Origin of the sequence: Bradyrhizobium sp. URHD0069, from assembly GCF_000701345.1 — a bacterium.
Lineage (GTDB): Bacteria > Pseudomonadota > Alphaproteobacteria > Rhizobiales > Xanthobacteraceae > Bradyrhizobium.
Map to the genome: position 1 here is coordinate 1 of NZ_JNIJ01000064.1, position 20,592 is coordinate 20,592.

Sequence of the window (20,592 nt, forward strand, 5' to 3'; positions counted from 1 at the left end):
GCCATCAGCTTCACCTCATGGCCTAGCTTGCGTAACTTCCGCGCCCAGTCATGCGCTGCGCCGCACGCCTCCATTCCAATCACCGTCGGCGGCAGCTTGGCAAAAAACACCAACACCTCGTTGCGCCGAAGCCGCTTGCGCAACCCCGGCCGCTCCGCGGCATCGACCCCATGCAGCTGAAAAATATGCTTCGACGTATCCATTCCAATGCGGATAATCTGGTCCACGGACGGCTCCCTTGTCTGAGATTTGCAACAACCTCATTCTGGCACACTGATGCCGTAGGGGGCCGTCCACCCCATCAGCCACCGGCATTGGTTTTACGGAAGGCGTTGGCCACCTTAATCGAGGGGACAACGCGGTATGGGTCCCGGCGTTCGCCGGGACGACGGGTAGAAGCACTCCGCAAGGTGTCACCCTCTTGCGGCGCGGTCCTTTTCGTTCTGCGCTTTGATCGCATCGCGAGCCTGGGTCCAGTCAGCGTCGGTCCAGTCGCGCAACTGATAGAAGTTGCCGCCCATCGCCAACGCCTGGGCGCCGTCCATCGCGATGGTCTCGCCGTTGATCCAGTCGCAGCCGCCCGAGATCAGGAACACCGCGAGGTTCTGCAGTTCCTCCATTTTTCCGACGCGGCCCATGGGATTTATCGCGGTGGTGCGCGCGCCGGCTTCGTCGCCGGCCTTCAAGCGCTTGCTCATGCCCTCGGTTGGAATTTCGCCGGGCGCGATGGTATTGAGCCGGATCCCGTAGCGTCCCCATTCGGTTGCCAGCGACATCGTCATGGCATGGATCGCGGACTTGCTCATTGCTGATGGCACCACATAGGGGCTGCCATTGCGCACCCACGTCACGGTGATCGACACCACGTTGCCGCGTTGTTTGGCGGCGATCCAGCGTCGGCCCACCGCATGCGTCACATAGAATGTGCCGTGCATGACGATGTTGGCCACCGCATCGAAGCCGCGCGGCGTCAGGTCCTCGGTCCGCGAAATGAAATTGCCGGCGGCGTTGTTGATGAGGTCGGTGAGCGGGCCTTCTCTGAAAATCGTCTCGATCATCTCATCGACCGCAAGCGCGTTCCTGATATCGACGCCGTGGCTCGCCACCCTGCCGCCATACAGGTCCATCAACTCGGTCGCGGTCTCGTCGCAGACGCTCTTGCGCCGGCCACAAATGTGGAGCTCGGCGCCAAGCTCAAGGAAGCGTGCCGCCATCGATTTGCCGAGCCCGGTGCCGCCTCCGGTAACGAGGATGCGCCGGCCGGCGAGTAGCTGTTCGTTGAACATCGGAGGTTTCCGCCCAAGTGGATTGTCTGTCAATTGGTCCATGACTAAAACCGGACAACGCCGTTCTGTAAAGCGGCAACGCAGAGAGAACAGCAGGGAGAACCATCCATGGAAGAGCGCATCTCGGTATCGATCTCGGAGGGCGTCGCCGATGTCCGGCTGGTGCGGGCGGACAAGATGAACGCACTGGATGCCGCGATGTTCGACGCCCTTGTCGCCACCAGCGATCGGCTGGCCGGCGAAAGAGGCGTTCGGGCAGTAGTATTGTCCGGTGAGGGACGGGCGTTTTGCGCCGGGCTCGACATGGGCCGTTTCGCTGCGATGCAGGATAAGGACAGCAACGGGATACCGGGTGGCGAGAAACGCGACTTGGCGACCCGCAGCCATGGCCTCGCTAATTTCCCGCAACAGGCGGTGTGGGGATGGCGGCAGCTTCCGGTGCCGGTGATCGCCGCGATCCAGGGCGTGGCATTCGGCGGCGGGTTTCAGCTCGCGCTCGGAGCCGATATGCGCTTTCTCGCCCCCGACGCGCGGATGTCGATCATGGAGATCAAATGGGGGCTGGTGCCGGATATGGCGGGGACGCCGATCCTGGCGAGTTTGGTGCGCGATGATATCCTGCGCGAGCTCACCTATACCGGACGAATTTTCTCGGCGCAGGAAGCCCTGAGTTACGGTCTCGCGACGCGGGTCTGCGACGACCCGCGCGCCGCCGCCTTCGAGGTCGCGCGCGAGATCGCGGGAAAAAGTCCCGACGCGATCCGGGCCGCCAAACGAATGCTGAACAATCTGTCGGTCGATCCCGCTCCGACACTGCTCGCCGAATCCATTGAGCAGATGAAACTGAAGGGCAGCGCCAATCAGCTTGAGGCGGTCCGCGCCAATTTGGAGAAGCGTGCGCCACGATTCGCCGACGTTTGACGAACATCAGAACCTCATCCTGAGGAGCGGCCTTCAGGCCGCGTCTCGAAGGATGACATTTCATATCATGGTTCGAGACGCGCGAAGACGCGCTCCTCACCATGAGGGCTCCTAAACCGACGCGAGATCGGAAAGAGACAATGTCAACGCAACAGCTTTTCCTCGGCATCATCAGCGATCAGCGACGGCGCGACCACGCCGAAGTCGCCGATCGCGCCGACCGCATCGCCGGAGGTCTGCAGAAGCTCGGCGTCAAGCAGGGCGACAGCGTCTGCATTCTGATGCGCAACGACATCGCCTTCATCGAAGCCGCCTATGGCGCGATGCGGCTCGGCGCCTACGCGGTACCGGTCAATTGGCACTTCAAGCCGGAGGAAATCGATTATGTCCTAAGAGATTCCGAAACATCGGTCCTGATCGGCCATGCCGACATGCTGCATCAACTGCGCGAAACGATTCCAGCGGGGCTTACCGTGCTCAGCGCCCCCACGCCGCCGGAAATTCTCGCAAATTACAAGATCGATCTCCATCATCTCGCCACGCCCGATTTCGCGACCGACCTTGAATTCTGGCTCGAACAGCAAGCGCGTTACGATGGCCCGGCGCTGCCGCAACCGCAGAACATGATCTATACGTCAGGCACGACCGGACATCCCAAGGGGGTACGGCGCGCCGCGCCGACACCGCAACAAAGCGCTTCCTCGGAGCGGATGCGCGCGATGATCTATGGGCTGAAGCCCGGCGCCCGCGCGCTGCTGCCGGGACCGCTCTATCATTCCGCGCCGAACTCGTTCGGCTTGCGCGCCGGCCGCCTCGGCGGCGCGCTGGTGCTGATGCCGCGGTTCGATCCAGAGGAATTTTTGCGGCTAATTCAAGAGCAAAAGGTCGACACCATCTTCATGGTGCCGACCATGTTCGTCCGGCTGATGAAGCTGCCGGAAGCCGTGCGCAGCAAATACGACATGTCCTCGCTGCGCCATATCATCCATGCTGCCGCGCCGTGCCCTGCCGATGTCAAGCGCGCCATGATCGAGTGGTGGGGGCCGGTGATCCATGAATTCTACGGCAGTACCGAATCCGGCGCGGTCACCTTCGCCAATTCCGAGGATGCGCTGAAAAAGCCCGGTACCGTAGGCAAGATTGCGCCCGGCGCCGAGCTTCGCTTTATCGGCGACGACGGGAGATTGTTGCCGCCGGGCGAGATCGGCGAAATTTATTCGCGCATCGCAGGCAACCCGGATTTCACCTATCACAACAAGCCGGAGAAACGCGCCGAGATCGACCTGCAAGGGTTCATCACCTCCGGCGACGTCGGGTACATCGACGAGGACGGCTATGTTTTCATCTGCGACCGCAAGCGCGACATGGTGATCTCGGGCGGCGTCAATATCTATCCCGCGGAGATCGAAGCCGCGCTGCATGCGGTGCCAGGCGTTTACGACTGTGCCGTATTCGGCATTCCCGACGATGAATTCGGCGAGGCGCTGATGGCGGTGGTGGAACCGCAAGCAGGGGTGCCGCTGGACGTCGCGGAGATTCGCGCGCAACTCAAAACCTCGCTCGCCGATTACAAGGTGCCGAAGCACGTCGAAATCCAGGCCCAGCTGCCACGCGAGGATTCCGGCAAGATCTTCAAGCGCCGGCTGCGCGATCCCTATTGGGAAAAGGCAGGGCGGCGGATATAGAACACCGCGATGAATGGGAGACCCTGGTCCGGGCCGCCCCTATCTTGGTCTTGCGCCAAGCCTTAAAAATTGCGAGGCAAGGGTGCCGGGCAGTTTCTGGAGCAGTCAGCCATGTCTTCCCAGATGATGCCTTCCGACACTGAGCTGCGGTCCAATCGCGCTGACGAAGCCCAGGCGCTTGAAGAAGACGCCCGGCTGCGGAACGACATCCGGCTGCTCGGGCGCATCCTCGGCGACACCGTGCGCGACCAGGAAGGCCCCGACGTGTTCGACCTGGTCGAGCGCATCCGGCAGACCTCGATCCGGTTCCATCGCGACAATGATAGGCCGGCACGGCGCGAGCTGGAAATCATCCTCGACAGCATGTCGACCAGCGAAACCGTGCGTATCGTGCGCGCCTTCAGCTATTTTTCGCATCTAGCGAACATCGCCGAAGACCAGAACAACATCCGGCAGATGCGCTCGCGCGCAGCTGCCGGCGGATCGCCGCGTCCGGGAACGCTGGCGCTGACACTATCGCATGCGCGCGCGGCCGGCTTCAGCGCCGCCGATTTGCGGCGTTTTTTCGCCGAAGCCCTAGTCAGTCCGGTTCTGACCGCGCACCCCACCGAAGTTCGCCGCAAGAGCACCATCGACCGTGAGATGGAAATCGCCGCGCTCTTGAACCGGCGCGAACGCGTCCAGCTCACGCCGGAAGAAATCGAGGCCAGCGACGAGCAGTTGCGTCGCGCGGTGCTGACGCTGTGGCAGACCAATCTCCTGCGCCGCACCACGCTCACCGTGCTCGACGAGGTCAGCAACGGCCTTTCGTTCTACGACTACACCTTCCTGCACGAGGTGCCGCGGCTGCATTGCGCGCTGGAGGACCGATTGAACGAAGGCGAGGGCAGCGCGTCCGGAGAACTGGCATCTTTCCTGCGAATGGGAAGCTGGATCGGCGGCGATCGCGACGGCAACCCGTTCGTTACGGCGGAGGTGATGCGGGGCACGCTGCGCCTGCAGAGTAGTCGCGTGCTGCGCTTTTATCTCGAGGAACTGCACCTACTCGGCGCCGAGCTTTCCCTCGCGGCGCATCTGGCCGATGTTTCCGATGAATTGCGCGCGCTCGCCCAGCGCTCGCCCGATACCTCGCCGCATCGAAGGGGCGAGCCGTATCGGTTGGCGGTATCCGGTATCTATGCGCGGCTCACCGCGACCGCGCTGAAGCTGGATGTCGGAATTACCCGGCGGCCGGTTGGAGAAGCGGCTCCCTATGCCAATGTCGGGGAGTACAAAGCCGATCTCGATATTCTCAACCGCTCTCTGATCGCAAACAATTCGGGCGTGATCGCGCGCGGGCGGCTGCGGCTGCTGCGCCGCGCCCTCGACTGTTTCGGCTTTCACCTCGCCAGTCTTGATATGCGGCAGAATTCCGCGGTGCATGAGCGCACCGTCGCCGAATTGCTAGACGCGGCAACGCCCGGCATGTCTTATCTGGCGTTGAATGAAGAGGCACGGATCGCGCTTCTGGCGAACGAACTGCGCAGCGCGCGGCCGCTGACCTCGGCATTCGTGAAATACTCTGACGAGACGCTTGGTGAACTGGCTGTCTTCCACGCTGCCGCCGAGGCGCATGCCAAATTCGGCGCCGACGTTATTCCCCAATACATCATCTCCATGTGCAAGGGGATGTCCGACATGCTGGAGGTCGCGCTGCTTCTGAAAGAGGCCGGCCTCGTCCATCCCTCGGGCCGCAGCGCGATCAATATCGTGCCGCTGTTTGAGACCATCGAGGATTTGCAGGCATCGAGCGGCATCATGGACCGGATGCTGTCGCTGCCCGATTACCGCAAGCTGGTGGACAGCCGCGGCGCAGTGCAGGAGGTGATGCTCGGCTATTCCGACAGCAACAAGGATGGCGGCTTCGTCACCTCGGGCTGGGAACTCTACAAGGCCGAGATCGGCTTGATCGAGGTGTTCGAGCGCCACGGGGTGCGGTTGCGGCTGTTTCACGGCCGCGGCGGCTCGGTCGGCCGCGGCGGCGGGCCGAGCTATGACGCCATCATCGCGCAACCTGGTGGTGCGGTGAACGGCCAGATCCGGATCACCGAGCAGGGCGAAATCATCTCCAGCAAATATTCCAATGCTGAAGTTGGCCGCAACAACCTGGAAATTCTTGCAGCCGCAACGCTCGAGGCGAGTTTGCTCCAGCCAAAGCACAGCGCACCGCGCGAAGAATACCTGAAGGCGATGGAGCAGCTGTCGGCGCTGGCCTTCAAAGCCTATCGCGGGCTGGTCTATGAAACCGAAGGTTTTGCAAACTATTTCTGGGCTTCGACGGTTATTACTGAAATCTCCACGCTGAACATCGGCAGTCGTCCGGCGTCGCGCAAGAAAACCCGTGAGATCGAGGACCTTCGCGCCATTCCCTGGGTATTCAGCTGGGCGCAATGCCGACTGATGCTGCCGGGTTGGTATGGCTTCGGCAGCGCGGTCGAGACCTGGATATCGGAGCATCCCGACAAGGGCATGCCGTTCCTGAAAGAACTCTATCGCGAGTGGCCGTTCTTCCGGACGCTGCTGTCGAACATGGACATGGTGCTGGCCAAAAGCTCGATCGCGATCGCCTCGCGCTATGCCGAACTGGTGCCGGATGTCGCATTGCGCGAAAATATCTTCGGTCGCATCCGCCGCGAATGGCATAGCTCGATCGAAGCGCTCTTGGACATTATGGGACAGGAGCGGTTGCTGCAGGGCAACCCGCTGCTGGAGCGCTCGATCCGCAACCGCTTTCCCTACCTCGATCCGCTGAACCATGTGCAGGTGGAATTGCTGAAGGAGCATCGCGCGCAAAATCCCGATGAGCAGGTACTGCGCGGGATCCAACTCACCATCAACGGGATCTCAGCCGGCTTGCGCAACAGTGGCTAATTCTCATTCCGGGTCCACGCAAAGGCGCGTGTCCCGTATAACGAGAAAGGCGCGCGTGCGTCTCGTCGTCATTGCGAGCCAACGGGTCGCGCGAAATGCGCGCCCGATGACAGGCTCCGCGAAGCAATCCGTCAGGCCGCAAAGCAAGTCTGGATTGCTTCGTCGCTTCGCTTCTCGCAACGACGGCTGCGAGCAATCAATCTCTCAACAAAAATAGACGCCTAGTTGGTCATGGCTTCATCGCGCCCTGCGCACTCGTGTAGACTGCATAGAGCGATGACGAGCCGCAGATGTAAAGTCTATTTCGTTGCTGACCGCCGAAGCACAGGTTGGCGACAGTTTCCGGTATGTGGATCTTGCCGAGCATATCGCCGTCAGGAGTGTAACAGCGCACGCCGTCCTCGTTCGGATCGCCCCAACCCACGGAGCACCAAACACGCCCGGCGGTGTCACAGCGCACCCCGTCGGTAATGCTGGGCTTGGGCATTTCCGCAAAGACTTTGCTGTTCGAAACTTTTCCGGCCCCCACATCCAGGTCGAACACGCGGATATGCGACGGGTTGTCCGGCCCGTCCGTGAAGCCGGTGTCGCAGACATAGAGCTTTTTCTCGTCAGGCGAGAGGCCAACGCCGTTGGGCTCCACGAAGTCATCGACGACAACCTTGACGTCACCAGTTTTCGGATCCACCCGGTAGACGTTATGCTTTTCCTGCTCAGGCTCGGCTTTGACGCCCTCATAATAGCCGCCGATGCCGTAGACCGGATCGGTGAACCAGATCGCACCATCGGAGGTGACAACCGCGTCGTTCGGCGAGTTCAGCTTCTTGCCGTTGTATTTGTCGGCGATGATGGTGATCGAGCCGTCGAGTTCGGTCCGGGTGACCCGTCGGCCGCTATGTTCGCAAGTGATCAGACGTCCTTCCCGATCAATGGTGTTGCCGTTTGAGTTCATCGACGGCTGGCGGAATACGCTCAGGTGAGCGTCATCCTCGGAGAAGCGCATGATGCGATTATTGGGAATGTCGCTGAACAGCACGTAGCGCCCAGCCGGGAAGTAGACGGGGCCCTCGGCCCAGCGGAACCCGGTCGCGACGCGCTCCACCGCCATGGTGCCGGCGAAGGCGGGAAAACCGGCAGGTCCAAACGAAACCCTGGGCTTCTTGAGAGACTCCAGATGGGAATCCGGATAGCGGCTCCCCGGTAGCGGTCCCAAGGGCAGCGGATCGGTCAACGGGGTTGGGGCGCCCGTTTGGCCGAATGGCGTTACGGTCGCCGCAGAGGCCGCTTTCATGGTCGCGCCCGTCGCAGCCAGCGCTGCCGCCCCCTTCAGCAGCCTGCGGCGGTCGACGCCGCGTCCTTCGTTTTTGTCAGGAAAGGTCAGTGAAGTTGTCATGATTTTCCTCCCACGTCTTTTATTGGAAAGGAAATCCTGCGCCCGCAATCGGGCGTAAAGCGGGCGGCAACCTCAGATGGTGCTACTTCGTGTTTCCGGTCAGCGCCGTGCGAGGGCGCGCTAAATGGCGTCCCAGTTGAAAATATCCGCCGAGCGGTCGAGCTTGTAGAACGACGACTTCAGCGCCGGCATGCCATGCTCGGCGATGGTCTGCGGGGTCCAGCCTTCGCCGCGATGGATCGAGCGCAGCGGTCGCGATTGGCTCATCAGGAAAATCTCGTTCATCCGCACTGCAAAGATCTGCCCGGTGACATCCCTGGCGGCGTCGCTGAGCAGGAAAGCGCAAATCGGCGCGATCTTTTCCGGTCCCATCTGCTGAATTTTTGCCACACGCGCTTTCTCCGCCTCGGTTTCCGTCGGAATGGTCCCGATCAGGCGGCTCCAGGCGAATGGCGACACGCAATTCGAGCGCACATTGAAGCGGTTCATATCGAGCGCGATCGATTTCGACAGACCGACGATGCCCAGCTTCGCCGCCGCGTAATTGGCCTGACCGAAATTACCGACCAGCCCGGAAGTCGAGGTAAAGTGCACGAACGAACCGCTTTCCTGCTCGCGGAACAGCCGCGCCGCGGCGTGCGAGACGTAGAACGAGCCCATCAAATGAACCTTGATGACGGACTCGAAGGCGTCGATGCTCATGCGGTGAAAAATCGCGTCGCGCAGGATGCCCGCGTTGTTGACCACGCCGTCAAGCTTGCCGAAACTGTCGACTGCGGTTTTCACGATCTTGCTGGCCGGGATCGCTTCAGCGACGGTCTCGAAATTCGCTACTGCCGTGCCGCCGCGCTTTCTGATTTCCTCGACCACTTCTTCGGCGGGCGAAGCGCTCGATCCCGAGCCGTCGGCGGCGACGCCGGGATCGTTGACCACGACCCTGGCGCCCTCGGCGGCGCAGAGCAGCGCGATCTCGCGGCCGATGCCGCGACCGGCGCCGGTAACGATGATGGATTTGCCTTCGAGTGAGTTGCCTTGGCTCATGGATGCCTCCCGCTGTTTTCGTCATTCCGGGGCACGCGAAGCGTGAACCCGGAATCGAGATTCCGGGTCTGGTCCTTACGGACCATCCCGGAATGACGATTATTTCTCGTTCGTAAAGATGATCGTGCCACTTGCCGCGAACATGCCGCCGACGCCATGGCAGACCGAGATCTTCGCGTCCTTGACCTGTGCCGGCGCGATGCCGCGCATTTGCCGCACGCTCTCCTGCAGCGCATACATGCCGTACATGCCGGAGTGCATGTAGCTCAAGCCGCCGCCATTGGTATTGAGCGGCAGCTTGCCGCCGGGGCGGGTATTGCCGTCGGCGATGAACTTGCCGGTCTCTTCATGCGGCATGAAGCCGAGATCGCCGAGGCCATACAGCGGCAGATGCGCGAACGCATCGTAGATCATGAGGTGATCGACATCCTTGTGGGCAATGCCGGCTTCCTTGAAAGCTAGGGGACCCGCGACCTTGAATGCGCGCGAACTATCAAAAGTCTGCATCTGACTGACCATCGGCGTTTCCACGCTTTCGCCGGTACCGAGGATATAGACCGGCTTCTTCGGAAAATCCTTGGCGCGGTCGGCCGAGGTCAGAATCAGCGCACCGCCGCCGTCCGTGACCAGGCAGCACTGCAGGAGGCGGAACGGATAGGCGATCATCCGCGAGTTCAGCACATCCTCGACCGTGATCGGGGCCTTCATGGTGGCGCGCGGATTCTTCGCGGCCCATTCGCGCTGCACCACCGCAACCGTGGCGATCTGCTCATGGGTGATGCCATGGGTCTTCATGTAGCGCAGCACCGGGATCGGAAACATGCTGGCCGGAGTCGAAACGCCGTAAGGCAATTCGAACTGCCCGTTCAGGCTGTCGGGGCCGATCATACGCGGCGTGCGGCCGATATTCGATTTGCCGCTTTCGGCATGCGTAATCAGTACGGTCTTGCACAGCCCGGCCTCGATCGCCGCCGCGGCGTGCCGGACATGCAGCATGAACGAACAGCCGCCGACCGAGGTGCCGTCGACCCAGGTTGGCGTGATGCCGAGATAATGCGCGATCTGCTGCGGCGTCTCGACAGCGGTGGCGAAGCCGTCGATATCGGACAGTTTCAGTCCGGCGTCTGCGATGGCATTCAGCGCTGCGTCCGCATGCAGCTGAATCTGCGAGACATTCGGTATAACGCCGAGTTCGGTAGTTTCGGCAGCGCCGACAACGGCGACCTGGTTCTTCCGCATGATGCCTAGCCCTTCGCCGGACGGAATAACGGAAGGGTGATGTTGTCGTCGAGCTTCTCGAACGCGACTTCCAGCTTCATGTCGAGTTCGAGCGCCTCAGGCGTTTGCGGACAATCGACGATATTGCTCATCATGCGCGGACCTTCATCCAACTCCACCACCGCGATGGCGTATGGCGGCGTGAAGCCCGGCACCGGGCGGTGATGGATGACGTAGCTGTAGAGTTTTGCCTTGCCGCTGGCCTTGAACACGCTGACCTTGCGCGAGGCACAGGCCGGACAGAACGGGCGCGGCGGAAAATAGACATTGGCGCAGGCGTCACAGCGCTGCAGGCGCAATTCGCCGGCCTGCGTGCCATCCCAGAAATGCCGGGTTTCCGGTGTCGGTTTCGGTCGCGCGCGCGCTGGCTCAGCCATATCTGTGGTTTCCTCCCAGAGATCGGGTTGCGGGGCCCACTGTTGCGACCTTGATGCGACATTTGACCATAAGGCGTCAACGGTCCAGCTGACCTGTTGCATGGCGCGTATTCCGGCACGGGAACAATCGCTCGCCTGGAACGCTTGTATGCTTTCGATCTCTCGCGCTAGGGTGTCCATCATTGCGAGAAGCGCCAGCGACGAGGCAACCTCACCAAAAAGATGTGACGCTGTGAGGGAGGAGAGGGTGTGCGGACGATTCGAGTAGGATCCGGCGCGGGCTATTCGGGCGACCGCATCGAGCCCGCGGTTGAACTCGCCGAAAAGGGCGATATCCATTATCTGGTGTTCGAGTGTCTCGGCGAGCGCACCGTTGCGCTCGCGCAGCAGGCGCGCATGAAAGACCCGGACAGTGGATACGATCCGCTACTCGAGGAGCGGATGCGCGCGGCGCTGCCGGTCTGCGCTTCCAAGGGCATCAAGATCGTCACCAATATGGGCGCGGCCAATTCGGTCGCCGCGGCGCGCAGGACCGCCGAGATCGCAAGGTCGCTCGGACTCTCATCGTTGAGGATTGCCGCCGTCGTCGGCGACGACGTGCTCGATGCCTGCAAGGATGGCGATCTCCCGATTATGGAGTTCGACGGTACTATCAAACAACTCGGCAACCGGCTGCTGTCGGCTAATGCCTATCTCGGCGCCGAGCCGATGGCGGCGGCGCTGACCGGCGGCGCCGATATTGTGATTACCGGGCGCGCCTCCGATCCGGCGCTGTTTCTGGCGCCGATGATTCACGCTTTCGGCTGGGCGATGGATGACTGGAATCGGCTGGGGCAGGGGACCGTCGCCGGGCATTTGCTTGAATGCGCGGGGCAAATCACCGGCGGCTATTTCGCTGACCCCGGTTATAAGGATATCCCCGACCTTGCGCGGCTCGGCTTTCCCATCGGCGAAGTCGGTGAAGACGGCAGCCTCGTCATCACCAAGGTCGCGGGTTCCGGCGGCGCGGTGACGGCGCAAACCTGCAAGGAGCAACTGCTCTACGAGGTGCACGATCCCAAGCAATATATCCAACCCGACGTGGTCGCGGATTTCTCGCAAGTGAAGGTCGAAGAGATCGCGCCGGACCGTGTCCGCGTCAGCGGCGGGCGTGGAACGAAGCGCACCGGCACGCTGAAGGTGTCGGTCGGCTATGTCGACAGCTATATCGGTGAGGGCCAGATTTCCTATGCCGGTCCCGGCGCGTTGGCGCGCGGACGGCTGGCGCTGGAGATTGTTCGCGAGCGGCTGAAACTCACTGGAGTTGCGGCAAGCGAATTTCGGTTCGAACTGATCGGCGTCGACTCGCTGCACGGCGCCGAAGTCTCCGCGCACGCGAACGAGCCTTACGAGGTACGCGTTCGCGTCACAGGCCGCACCGAAAATCTGCGCGAGGCTGTCAGAATCGGCAACGAGGTCGAAACGCTCTACACCAATGGTCCCGCCGCCGGCGGCGGGGCTTTCAAATCGGCGCGCGATGTCGTTGCGGTTGCGTCCGTCTTGCTGCCGCGCGAACTCGTCAGGCCGCAGGTCCGTTTCGTGGAGGCGTGAGCGATGAAGCTGCGCGAGATCGCCCATTCCCGCACCGGCGACAAGGGCAACACCTCCAACATTTCCGTGATCGCCTATGACGAAAAGCACTATCCGCTGCTGCTGAAGCAAGTCACCAGCGAGCGGGTAAAAGCGCATTTTTCCGGTGTTGTCGAAGGCGAGGTTGTCCGCTATGAGCTGCCCAATATTGCCGCGCTGAATTTCGTGATGAGCTGTGCGCTCGGCGGTGGCGTGACGCGGTCGCTGGCGCTCGATGCGCATGGCAAGTCGCTGAGTTCCGCGCTGCTCGATATGGAGATCGAAGCAGATTCTGATAACGAATAATCGATCGTGCAGCGAAGGCGAAAAAACGATGCCGAACATTCCGACCCTTGCCACCCTGGCTGATGATCTCGAGAATGGCCGCACCAGTGCCCGCAAACTGGTTGACGAATGCCTTGCCCGGATCGCGGATTCCTCGGGGGAGGGCGCACGCGCCTTCATTCATGTCGATGCGGAAGCGGCGATCGAAGCGGCGGAAGCGATGGACCGGCTGCGCGAAGTGAAAGCGGCGCCGTCGCGCTATGCCGGCATTCCCCTTTCGATCAAGGATCTGTTCGACATCAAGGGGCAGGTGAGCCGCGCCGGGTCGCGCGCGCTGGAGGATTCGCCGCCGGCGGAAGCCGATGCTCCCGCGGTGGCGCGGTTGCGTCGTGCCGGCTTCGTTGTGATCGGTCGGACCAACATGACCGAGTTCGCGTTTTCCGGGATCGGCATCAATCCGCATTACGGTACGCCGAAGAGCGCATGGCAGCGCAGCGTAGGTCACGTGCCCGGCGGGTCGTCATCGGGCGCGGCGGTGTCCGTCGTCGATCGGATGGCGCATGGCGCGCTCGGCACCGATACCGGCGGCTCTTGCCGGATTCCGGCAGCCTATAACGGCATCGTCGGCTTCAAGCCGACGCAGCGGCGCGTGCCGCTCGATGGCGCCGTGCCGCTGTCGTTCACGCTCGACAGCATCGGGCCGCTCGCGCGCTCGGTTACGTGCTGCGCGGTGCTCGACGTGGTGCTCGCCAACGAAACGGTCGCGCCGCTGCAGCCGCGTCCAATCAGGGGCATGCGTCTGGCGGTGCCGACCACGGTTGCGCTCGACGAGCTCGATGATGCCGTGGCGCGGACTTTTGAACGCGCGCTGGAGGTGCTCTCGCGCCAGGGCGCACTGATCGAGCGGATCGCGGTGCCCGAGTTCCTGGACGTGGCGCAGCTGAACGCCAAGGGCGGCTTCGCCGCGGCGGAAAGCTACGCCTGGCATCGCTATTTGATCGTCAGCAAGGGCGACGTCTACGATCCCCGCGTTTCAATGCGCATCCTTCGCGGAGAAAGTTTGAGCGCCGCTGACTACGTCGATTTGCTCGGCGCGCGGAAGTCGCTGATCGCGCGCGCTGCGGCTCGCCTTGCGCCCTATGACGCGCTGATTTTGCCGACCACCGCCAACACGCCGCCGCGCATCGCCGATCTCGCCGACGACAAGGCTTTCACCAAAGCCAACCTGCTGTCGCTGCGTAACTGTACGCTGATCAACATGATCGACGGCTGCGCGATTTCGCTGCCCGCGCATCGCGAGAGTGAGGTGCCGGTCGGGCTGATGCTCGCGGCATCAGGCGGGGCTGACCGCCGCATCTTTGAACTCGCCGCCGGAATGGAGGCCGCCATCCGTGTTTGATCTTGCATTCACCATCGACGCCAAAGGCGCCACGACCCCGTTGACCTTGCCGATAGATCAGGCTGTTATCGCAGGCTGGACCGGCCGCGATCCGATAGCGCGCGACAAGCACATCGCCGAACTTGAAGCGATCGGCATTGCGCGGCCGGCGTCCACGCCGATCTATTACCGCGTCGCCGCGCGGCGGCTGACCACGGCCGACAGCATCGAAGTGAGCGGCAGTGAATCGAGCGGCGAGGTCGAATTCGTCCTGATCGGCTGGCAGCGCCGCATTTTTGTCGGTCTCGGCTCCGATCATACCGACCGAAAGGTGGAAACCTACAGCGTCACGGTCTCCAAGCAGATGTGCGACAAGCCCATCGCGCCGGTGCTGTGGGAACTCGAGGAGCTTGCCGATCACTGGGACCAAATGATCCTGCGTTCGCACGCATGGATCGACGGCGCACGCGTGTTGTACCAGGAAGGCACCCTCGACAGCATGCTCCCGGTTAAGGAACTGATTCAGCGCGGTTTCGGGGCTGAGGGACTGCCGGACGGTTGCGCCATGTTCGGTGGCACCTTCGCGGCCAAAGGCGGTATCCGCCCCGCAACCAGGTTCGAATGCGAGTTCGAGGATCCCGTTCTCAATCGCAGCATTCGCCATGCCTATGATGTGATCGAACTTCCGATCCTTGGCTGACGCGGCGCGGTTTCGATAGCGCATCGCGTCCCCGTCGTCCCGGCAAGCGGGCGGAGCGAGCGCAAGCCGGGACCCGTACTCCGTGTTCTATCATTTTGGCCCCTGAAGCAGCCACTTTCTGCAACAATCGACGCCGGTGGTTATGGATCCCCGCGTTCGCGGGGACGACGCTGAGAGGTCGGAACTATAGTTTCATGCTCGGCCCTTTCGGAAATCGGGTGGCGCGAGGCGATCTGATTTGCGAAATTCCCCGCCATGACATCAAGCGCAAAGAACATCATCCGTCCCTCATCCGAAATCGCCGCACGCGTCGATGCGATGGACTGGACGCAAGCGACGGCCGAGCTGGACGCGCAGGGTTGCGTCCTCCTGAAAGGTTTGCTGTCGCGGGATGAGTGTGGCGCGCTGGCGGCGCTCTATGCCGACGACAAACATTTCCGCAGCCGCATTGTGATGGCACGCCACGGGTTCGGGCGCGGCGAGTACAAATATTTTTCTCATCCGCTTCCGGATTTGATCACGGAATTGCGGCCGGCTCTCTATGCGCAGCTTCGCGACATCGCCAACCGCTGGAACGAAGCCATGGGTATCGATATCCGCTACCCCCAAGGTCACGAAGCGTTCCTGAAGCGATGCCACGCCGCCGGCCAGACCCGGCCGACGCCGCTGCTGCTGCAATATGGTGCCGGCGACTACAACTGCCTGCATCAGGATCTCTATGGCGAACACGTGTTTCCGCTGCAGGTCGCGATCCTGCTCTCGGAACCGGGCCGCGATTTCAGCGGCGGCGAATTCGTGCTGACCGAGCAGCGGCCGCGAATGCAGTCGCGGCCCGAAGTGGTGCCGCTGGCGCAGGGCGATGCGGTGGCTTTTGCCGTGCATCACAGGCCGGTGCAGGGGACACGCGGATTCTATCGGGTTAATCTGCGCCACGGCGTGAACCGGATTCGTTCCGGCCACCGCCATACCCTCGGCGTGATCTTTCACGATGCGAAGTGAGTGCTATTCGTTTGACCGCGGATTTGCTTGCCAGTGTTGCCGATATGCGCCCGTCGCAGGAGCTGATGGCGGATGGCGCGGTGCTGCTGCGTGGATTCGCAAAACCGTTCGAAGCCGATCTGACGGCGGCTTTGCGCGATATCGCAGCGCAAGCGCCGTTTCGCCACATGGTGACGCCGGGCGGGCATCAGATGTCGGTGGCGATGACAAATTGCGGCGGCGCTGGCTGGGTCACCGATCGCACCGGTTATCGCTACGATGCCCGCGATCCCGAGACGGGAAAGCCATGGCCGGCGATGCCGCTATCGTTTCGCGAACTCGCCGAGCAAGCGGCTGACCGTGCCGGCTTCCGTGGATTTTCGCCGGACGCGTGCCTGATCAATCGCTACCAGCCCGGCGCGCGCATGTCCCTGCATCAGGACAGGGACGAGAATGATTTCAGCGCGCCGATCGTCTCGGTGTCGCTCGGCTTGCCCGCGATCTTCCTGTTCGGCGGATTGAAGCGAAGCGACCGGCCGCGCCGGTTTCGGCTGGAACATGGCGACATCGCGGTGTGGGGCGGACCGGCGCGGCTCGTGTTTCATGGCGTCGCGCCGCTCGCGGACGGGGAACACGGCTTGCTGGGCCGGCAACGCATCAATCTGACGTTCCGCAAGGCGCGGTGAAGCTCCAGCTACGGCTTCGCCGGGTGAATAAACGTCCACGGAGTGGTCTCGGAATCCCTGGGCACTTCGACGTCGATGAGATAGGGACCACCGTTCGCCAAGGCTTTTTCCAGCGCGGGGCGAAATTGATCGGGCGAGCTCACGCGCGCAGCCCCAACGCCGAAGGACTCCGCGAGCTTGACGAAATCCGGATTGACCAGGTCGGACGCCACCACGCGGCCGCCGAAAAGCTCGCGCTGATCGCGCCGGACGTTGCCATAGGCATTGTTGTTGAACACCAGCACGACCACGCCGATGTTGAACTGCACGGCGGTGGCAAGTTCCTGCACGCCGAACATGAAGCCGCCATCGCCGGTGATCGCGACCACCGTTCGGTCCGGATTTGCGACCTTGGCGCCGAGTGCGGTCGGAAAGCCCGAGCCCAGCGTGCCCTGATAGCCCGAGGTGATGAAGGTGCGCGGTTCGTAGACCGGAAAGCCATACCAGGACGCAAATCCGACCTGCGAGACCTCGTCGGTGACAATGGCACTATGCGGCAGCACCTCGCGGAGGATATTCAGGTACGCCATCTGCGGCTGAACCGTCTGAATCTCCTGCAGCGCCGTCGCCGAGGCATCACGGATCGCGGCGCGGCGGCCGCGCGTCTTGGAGTAGCCCGCCTTTCTGACCGCTGCGAGCAGTGCGCGCGTGCCGGCCCGGGCATCGGCGACCACAGGGGCATCCACCGTCAACCGGCGCATTTCCGACGGATCGATATCGATGCGGATTGATTTCAAACCGGGTGGCTGAAAAGGCCAGCGAAACGTCGTGGGCAATTCCATACGGCTGCCAATCCCGATCATCAGGTCGGTCTGCGGCCACAGTCGATAAGCCGCCGCGATCGTCAGCCCAAGCTCGTGCGCGTTGCTCACGATGCCGCGCCCGCTGCGGAACGCCACCACAGGAGCGTCGATCAATTCGGCAAGCTCGAGAATTTCATCGCGCGCGTCAATAGCGCCGCTGCCGACGAAGATCATCGGCGTCTTGCTGTCTGCGATCAGCGCGGCGGCGGCCGTGACACGTTCGGTATCGGGCTGCGGCGCCGGAAAGGGCTCGAACACCTTCGATACGCCGGTTTCAGCGCGTTGCGTGAACACGTCCCAAGGCATTTCCAGCGCGACGGGTCCGCGGCGCCCCGACATCATTTCCTGGAATGCGCGCGCGACCGATGTCGGCGCGGCATCGGGATATTCGATGCGGTCGGCCCATTTGACGAAACTTCGCAGCGTTGCGAGCTGATCCGGCATTTCGTGCAAATGGCCGCGGCCTTTGCCGATAAATTGCGTGGGCACCTGTCCGGTCAGGCACAACACCGGCTCGTTCGCTCCGAATGCCGTGAGCATGGCCGCGCCCGCATTGAGCACCCCCGGGCCAGGCACGACGCTGAACACGCCGGGCCTGCCGGTGGATCGCGCGTAGCCATAGGCCATGTAGCCGCAGGCCTGCTCGTGCCGGGCGCCGATGACCCTTAACTGCGCCTGCTGGAACGCGTCGAACAACCCGTAGATCTGCGCACCGGGCAGACCGAACACGGTGTCGACGCCGTGCGCGACCAGGCCGCTGACGATGGCTTCGCCGCCAGTACTGACAGTCATCCTATTGTCCAATCGCTTACGAGCCAATTCATGAGGCTTCGTCGATTACGCCATTGCGCAACAGGCCAATATTTTCAGCTTCGACTTCTACGACGTCGCCGGGTTTTAGATAGCGTGGCGGATCGAACCGTGCACCGGCGCCAGTCGGCGTTCCCGTCACGATCACGTCACCGGGCACCAAAGTAGTGAAGGTCGAGATATAGTTGATCAGGTAGCGGAAGCCGAAGATCAACCGCCCGGTGCGGTCGTCCTGTCGGGTCTCGCCGTTAACCCGTGTCGTCAGCCTGATGTCGGCGATCTGCTTTTCATCGGTGTAGGGTACGAGCCAGGGGCCAAGGCTGCCGGTGGAGTCGAAATTCTTGCCTTGCGTCACATTGAACTTCGCGTGCCTGACCCAGTCGCGGATGGTGCCTTCATTGCACAGCGTAACGGCAGCGATGTGATCGAGCGCCGCGCTCTCTGGAATATGCCGGCCGGCTTTGCCGATGACCAGAACCAGTTCGCCTTCGTAGTCGAGCTGGGTCGACGCGTGCGGGCGAACCAGCGGCGTCAGGTGACCGACGAAAGAGCGCGGCGTGCGCATGAACATGCTGGGATATGTCGGCGCATCCTGGCCGTCTTTATATTCCGCGTTACGGTCCGGATAATTGACACCGATGCAGATGATCTTTTCCGGCGCAGGGATCGGTGGCTGCCAAATGATCGCGTCCAGCGCATGATCCGGCGAGCGCCGCGCAGCATCCTCGGCAAGTTTCACCAGCGCGCCGGCGGCGATGGCTTCACGGATTGTCGGATATTCTTTTGCAAAGTGAGCGGAGAGATCACCGATGCCGCCCTCGACCACGGCACCGTCCTTCTGCGATCCGTTGACGGAAAAACTGGCAAGGCGGGGAGGGGCCATCAGAGGTCCAATATCATTCGCGTTGTTCCGCCGTGCGCCGGGACGACGCGTCGTGAGAGCCCTCGTTACCGCCAATTGGCATGTTGCGGCGGGAATTCACAGATCGACTCTAGTCAGCAACCGTTACATCGGCGACAAACAACGCTTCGCGGACGGCCTGTCCCGGAAATGGCGAGCCCTGCTCGAACCAGGAACGTGGCGCGGGCGCGCCCCACAGCGTTTGCCGCCGCGGGTCTTTCAGCGACCAGCGCATCGGTTCATGGTCGTGGTCCATGGTGAAGTAATCGCTGGTGTAGAGCTCCGTGCGATGACCATCGGGGTCACGAATGTAGAGGAAGAATGCGTTGGAGATGCCGTGGCGGCCGGGCCCGCGCTCGATGTTCCTCAGAAAACCGCTCGAGGCCATCACGTCGCACAGATGCAGGATGTTCATCGCGGTCGGCACCCAATAGGCGAAATGGTGCAGGCGGGGGCCCTTGCCGTTGGTGATGGCAAAGTCATGCACATTGCCCTTGCGGTGCAGCCACGCCGCCGCGATGCGGCCATTCGGCCCGTCTTCCTCGGCGTATTCGCTCAGGCGAAAACCGAGCCGCGCGTAGAAGTCGACGGTAGCCTGAACTTCGGCGGCGAACACGTTGAAGTGGTCGAGCCGTTGCGGGTGGCAGCCCTTGTAGAGATCGTAGCGGCGCAACAGATGCGGGCGCCTTTCCATGGATGCGTAAATCTCGATCTGAAAGCCGAACGGGTCGGTGAATTGCAGCGTGCGACCCTGGAACGGTTGCTGCGAAAACGCATAAGCGATCCCGTTTTCCGAAAAGAATGTCGCGGCCTTATCGAGATCCTGTTCATTTCCGACCTTGAATCCGAGGCGGTTGCAGGCGGCGGTCGACGCCTTACGCAGCACCAGCGAGTGATGCTGATGCTCCTCGCTGCCGCGCAGGTAGACCGCTCTGTCGTCGCAATCCTCAACGTGCAACCCGACAGCATTTTCATAAAACTCACGGCTGGCATTCAGATCCACCACGTCCAGCACGGCATGGCTGCACCGGATGATGTTGAACGGCGGATCGAAGACGTGTTGCGGGATGGGCATGCGATGACGTTCCAGCTCTTGGCTTTATCTGTCCTCATGGTGAGGAGGCGCTGCTTCAGCGCCGTCTCGAACCATGAGGTTTCTACGGCTTATCCTTCGAGATGCGGCCAAGCGGCCGCTCCTGAGAGTCTGACTCAAAATAGGTCATTGGCATATCAGGTTCTTGCCAGGCGGCGGGAAAGCAGGCGGATGCTTGCAATCAGGACCCAGGCTTCCGCGCTGGCTATGGATGCCTCGAAGTCTTTGGCAAGCCTTCGATTGCGACCGAACCATGCAAACGTGCGCTCGACGACCCAACGCCGAGGCTCGGCTTTGAACGTTCCCACGCTCTGCGAGCGGGTGACGATCTCGATGGTCCATTTGCCCTGATCGGCGAGTGCCTCGAGCAATTTCGGACCTCGGTAGACGCGGTCGGCGAAGATGTGGCGCAGCCTGGGG

Annotated in this window: 18 protein-coding genes and 1 pseudogene; 9 read left to right on the forward strand and 10 right to left on the reverse strand. The window is 62.2% G+C overall.

From position 1 onward, the window contains the following. Positions 1–227: pseudogene (locus N554_RS0127855) on the reverse strand (IS110 family transposase); the annotation flags it as partial. A gap of 186 nt (positions 228–413) precedes the next feature. Then, positions 414–1,286 (reverse strand): SDR family oxidoreductase, encoded by an 873-nt coding sequence (locus N554_RS0127860; protein ID WP_029586479.1) that lies wholly within the window; start codon positions 1,284–1,286, stop codon positions 414–416. Positions 1,287–1,394: 108 nt separating this feature from the next. On the opposite strand from N554_RS0127860, the gene N554_RS0127865 reads away from it, so the two are divergent. The 3 genes from N554_RS0127865 to ppc all read left to right on the forward strand — a co-directional run bounded on the left by N554_RS0127865 (position 1,395) and on the right by ppc (position 6,802). Beyond that, entirely contained in the window at positions 1,395–2,207 is an 813-nt protein-coding gene (locus N554_RS0127865) for a crotonase/enoyl-CoA hydratase family protein (RefSeq protein WP_029586480.1), read from the forward strand. 140 nt (positions 2,208–2,347) lie between these two features. Next, positions 2,348–3,892 (forward strand): acyl-CoA synthetase, encoded by a 1,545-nt coding sequence (locus tag N554_RS0127870; RefSeq protein ID WP_029586481.1) that lies wholly within the window; start codon positions 2,348–2,350, stop codon positions 3,890–3,892. Positions 3,893–4,003: 111 nt separating this feature from the next. Then, complete coding sequence (ppc, locus tag N554_RS0127875; RefSeq protein WP_029586482.1) at positions 4,004–6,802, forward strand: phosphoenolpyruvate carboxylase; 2,799 nt, start codon at positions 4,004–4,006, stop codon at positions 6,800–6,802. A gap of 229 nt (positions 6,803–7,031) precedes the next feature. Here ppc and N554_RS0127880 read toward each other — a convergent pair whose 3' ends face one another. The 4 genes from N554_RS0127880 to N554_RS0127895 all read right to left on the reverse strand — a co-directional run bounded on the left by N554_RS0127880 (position 7,032) and on the right by N554_RS0127895 (position 10,891). After that, positions 7,032–8,195 carry an SMP-30/gluconolactonase/LRE family protein gene (locus tag N554_RS0127880; protein WP_029586483.1) on the reverse strand — a complete coding sequence of 388 codons (1,164 nt, stop codon included), beginning with the start codon at positions 8,193–8,195 and terminating at the stop codon, positions 7,032–7,034. A gap of 120 nt (positions 8,196–8,315) precedes the next feature. Then, complete coding sequence (locus tag N554_RS0127885) at positions 8,316–9,236, reverse strand: SDR family oxidoreductase (protein ID WP_029586484.1); 921 nt, start codon at positions 9,234–9,236, stop codon at positions 8,316–8,318. A 99-nt stretch (positions 9,237–9,335) separates the two neighbouring features. Further along, a complete protein-coding gene (locus N554_RS0127890; protein WP_029586485.1) occupies positions 9,336–10,475 on the reverse strand; it encodes a thiolase C-terminal domain-containing protein in 1,140 nt (379 codons plus the stop codon). 5 nt (positions 10,476–10,480) lie between these two features. Then, complete coding sequence (locus tag N554_RS0127895) at positions 10,481–10,891, reverse strand: Zn-ribbon domain-containing OB-fold protein (protein ID WP_029586486.1); 411 nt, start codon at positions 10,889–10,891, stop codon at positions 10,481–10,483. 249 nt (positions 10,892–11,140) lie between these two features. Between N554_RS0127895 and N554_RS0127900 the strand changes: the two genes are divergently transcribed. From N554_RS0127900 to alkB, 6 genes are all read left to right on the forward strand, one after another. After that, positions 11,141–12,481 (forward strand): acyclic terpene utilization AtuA family protein, encoded by a 1,341-nt coding sequence (locus N554_RS0127900; RefSeq protein ID WP_029586487.1) that lies wholly within the window; start codon positions 11,141–11,143, stop codon positions 12,479–12,481. Positions 12,482–12,484: 3 nt separating this feature from the next. Further along, positions 12,485–12,805, forward strand: a complete 321-nt coding sequence (locus N554_RS0127905) for an AtuA-related protein (protein ID WP_029586488.1) — start codon at positions 12,485–12,487, stop codon at positions 12,803–12,805. Positions 12,806–12,833: 28 nt separating this feature from the next. Beyond that, a complete protein-coding gene (locus N554_RS0127910) occupies positions 12,834–14,183 on the forward strand; it encodes an amidase (protein WP_029586489.1) in 1,350 nt (449 codons plus the stop codon). After that, a complete protein-coding gene (locus N554_RS0127915) occupies positions 14,176–14,862 on the forward strand; it encodes a DUF2848 domain-containing protein (RefSeq protein ID WP_029586490.1) in 687 nt (228 codons plus the stop codon). The genes N554_RS0127910 and N554_RS0127915 overlap by 8 nt, the downstream gene beginning before the upstream one ends. A gap of 255 nt (positions 14,863–15,117) precedes the next feature. Next, positions 15,118–15,861, forward strand: a complete 744-nt coding sequence (locus N554_RS0127920; protein WP_029586491.1) for a 2OG-Fe(II) oxygenase — start codon at positions 15,118–15,120, stop codon at positions 15,859–15,861. A gap of 11 nt (positions 15,862–15,872) precedes the next feature. Further along, positions 15,873–16,526, forward strand: coding sequence for a DNA oxidative demethylase AlkB (gene alkB, locus N554_RS0127925; RefSeq protein ID WP_029586492.1), 654 nt, complete (start codon positions 15,873–15,875; stop codon positions 16,524–16,526). A gap of 8 nt (positions 16,527–16,534) precedes the next feature. On the opposite strand, the gene N554_RS0127930 is transcribed toward alkB, so the two are convergent. From N554_RS0127930 to N554_RS0127945, 4 genes are all read right to left on the reverse strand, one after another. Continuing rightward, positions 16,535–18,160: a thiamine pyrophosphate-dependent enzyme gene (locus tag N554_RS0127930; RefSeq protein ID WP_029586493.1), complete on the reverse strand. Its 1,626-nt coding sequence runs from the start codon at positions 18,158–18,160 to the stop codon at positions 16,535–16,537. 28 nt (positions 18,161–18,188) lie between these two features. After that, positions 18,189–19,061, reverse strand: a complete 873-nt coding sequence (locus N554_RS0127935) for a fumarylacetoacetate hydrolase family protein (protein ID WP_029586494.1) — start codon at positions 19,059–19,061, stop codon at positions 18,189–18,191. A 109-nt stretch (positions 19,062–19,170) separates the two neighbouring features. Beyond that, positions 19,171–20,154, reverse strand: a complete 984-nt coding sequence (gene hpaD / locus N554_RS0127940) for a 3,4-dihydroxyphenylacetate 2,3-dioxygenase (RefSeq protein WP_029586495.1) — start codon at positions 20,152–20,154, stop codon at positions 19,171–19,173. A 155-nt stretch (positions 20,155–20,309) separates the two neighbouring features. After that, positions 20,310–20,592, reverse strand: a 283-nt coding sequence (locus tag N554_RS0127945) for an IS5/IS1182 family transposase (RefSeq protein ID WP_029586496.1), incomplete at its 5' end; no start/stop codon positions are given.